Below are 2,976 nucleotides of genomic sequence, written 5' to 3'. Positions count from 1 at the left end.
TTCTTTCAAAACTGGATAAACGGTTCATTGAAACACACAATTGTTTTGGTTAAGTCCTCGATCGATTAGTATTCGTCAGCTCCATATGTCACCATACTTCCACCTCGAACCTATCTACCTTGTCGTCTTCAAGGGATCTTACTTACTTGCGTAATGGGAAATCTCATCTTGAGGGGGGCTTCATGCTTAGATGCTTTCAGCACTTATCCCGTCCATACATAGCTACCCAGCGATGCCTTTGGCAAGACAACTGGTACACCAGTGGTATGTCCATCCCGGTCCTCTCGTACTAAGGACAGCTCCTCTCAAATTTCCTACGCCCACGACGGATAGGGACCGAACTGTCTCACGACGTTCTGAACCCAGCTCGCGTACCGCTTTAATGGGCGAACAGCCCAACCCTTGGGACCGACTACAGCCCCAGGATGCGATGAGCCGACATCGAGGTGCCAAACCTCCCCGTCGATGTGGACTCTTGGGGGAGATAAGCCTGTTATCCCCGGGGTAGCTTTTATCCGTTGAGCGATGGCCCTTCCATGCGGAACCACCGGATCACTAAGCCCGTCTTTCGACCCTGCTCGACTTGTAGGTCTCGCAGTCAAGCTCCCTTGTGCCTTTACACTCTGCGAATGATTTCCAACCATTCTGAGGGAACCTTTGGGCGCCTCCGTTACCTTTTAGGAGGCGACCGCCCCAGTCAAACTGTCCACCTGACACTGTCTCCTACCCCGATGAGGGGTAAGGGTTAGAAGTTCAATACATTTAGGGTAGTATCCCAACAACGCCTCCTCCGAAGCTGGCGCTCCGGTCTCTCTGGCTCCTACCTATCCTGTACAAAATGTACCAAAATTCAATATCAAGTTACAGTAAAGCTCCACGGGGTCTTTCCGTCCTGTCGCGGGTAACCTGCATCTTCACAGGTACTATAATTTCACCGAGTCTCTCGTTGAGACAGTGCCCAGATCGTTACGCCTTTCGTGCGGGTCGGAACTTACCCGACAAGGAATTTCGCTACCTTAGGACCGTTATAGTTACGGCCGCCGTTTACTGGGGCTTCAATTCTCAGCTTCGCTTGCGCTAACCAATCCTCTTAACCTTCCAGCACCGGGCAGGCGTCAGCCCCTATACGTCATCTTACGATTTTGCAGAGACCTGTGTTTTTGCTAAACAGTCGCCTGGGCCTATTCACTGCGGCTCTCTCGGGCTTGCACCCTACTAGAGCACCCCTTCTCCCGAAGTTACGGGGTCATTTTGCCGAGTTCCTTAACGAGAGTTCTCTCGCTCACCTTAGGATTCTCTCCTCGACTACCTGTGTCGGTTTGCGGTACGGGCACCTATCTACCTCGCTAGAGGCTTTTCTTGGCAGTGTGAAATCAGGAACTTCGTCATAATTGACTCGCCATCACAGCTCAATGTTACAGGAAGCGGATTTGCCTACTTCCACACCTTACTGCTTGGACGTGCATAACCAACAGCACGCTTACCCTATCCTACTGCGTCCCCCCATCACTCAAATGGTAGATTGGTGGTACAGGAATATCAACCTGTTATCCATCGCCTACGCCTATCGGCCTCGGCTTAGGTCCCGACTAACCCTGAGCGGACGAGCCTTCCTCAGGAAACCTTAGTCATTCGGTGGACAGGATTCTCACCTGTCTTTCGCTACTCATACCGGCATTCTCACTTCTAAGCGCTCCACCAGTCCTTACGATCTGACTTCACAGCACTTAGAACGCTCTCCTACCACGGACATCTAAGATGTCCATCCACAGCTTCGGTGAATCGTTTAGCCCCGATACATTTTCGGCGCAGCGTCACTCGACCAGTGAGCTATTACGCACTCTTTAAATGGTGGCTGCTTCTAAGCCAACATCCTGGTTGTCTAAGCAACGTCACATCCTTTTCCACTTAACGATTACTTTGGGACCTTAGCTGGTGGTCTGGGCTGTTTCCCTTTTGACTACGGATCTTATCACTCGCAGTCTGACTCCCGTGTATAAATCATTGGCATTCGGAGTTTGTCTGAATTCGGTAATCCGGGATGGACCCCTAGTCCAAACAGTGCTCTACCTCCAAGATTCTTAAACACGAGGCTAGCCCTAAAGCTATTTCGGAGAGAACCAGCTATCTCCAGGTTCGATTGGAATTTCTCCGCTACCCACACCTCATCCCCGCACTTTTCAACGTACGTGGGTTCGGTCCTCCAGTAAGTGTTACCTTACCTTCAACCTGGACATGGGTAGATCACCTGGTTTCGGGTCTACAACCACATACTCATTCGCCCTATTCAGACTCGCTTTCGCTACGGCTCCGTCTTTTCAACTTAACCTTGCATGTAATCGTAACTCGCCGGTTCATTCTACAAAAGGCACGCTATCACCCATTAACGGGCTCTAACTACTTGTAGGCACATGGTTTCAGGATCTCTTTCACTCCCCTCCCGGGGTGCTTTTCACCTTTCCCTCACGGTACTGGTTCACTATCGGTCACTAGAGAGTATTTAGCCTTGGGAGATGGTCCTCCCAGATTCCGACGGAATTTCACGTGTTCCGCCGTACTCAGGATCCACTCTGGAGGGAATGAACTTTCAACTACGGGACTGTTACCCTCTATGGTAGGCCTTTCCAAGCCGCTTCATTTAACTCATTCCTTTGTAACTCCGTGTAGAGTGTCCTACAACCCCAAGAAGCAAGCTTCTTGGTTTGGGCTCTTCCCGTTTCGCTCGCCGCTACTAAGGGAATCGAATTTTCTTTCTCTTCCTTCAGGTACTTAGATGTTTCAGTTCCCTGAGTCTGCCATCAAAACGCTATGAATTCACGTTAGGATACTGTTCGATTAAAAACAGTGGGTTCCCCCATTCGGAAATCTCCGGATCAAAGCTTACTTACAGCTCCCCGAAGCATATCGGTGTTAGTGCCGTCCTTCATCGGCTTCTAGTGCCAAGGCATCCGCCATGCGCCCTTAATAACTTAACCT

1 rRNA gene is annotated in these 2,976 nt (G+C 50.4%); it reads right to left on the bottom strand.

From position 1 onward, the window contains the following. Positions 1-45 precede the first annotated feature (45 nt). Positions 46-2,975 (bottom strand): 23S ribosomal RNA (locus ACKVQX_RS14400). Position 2,976: the final 1 nt, after the last annotated feature.

The organism is Kurthia sp. ISK08 (genome assembly GCF_046159805.1).
In the GTDB taxonomy this organism is placed as follows: Bacteria; Bacillota; Bacilli; order Bacillales_A; family Planococcaceae; genus Kurthia; species Kurthia gibsonii.
Note: the sequence above shows the minus strand (reverse complement) of the source record. Positions and strands in the feature narration are given on the sequence as shown.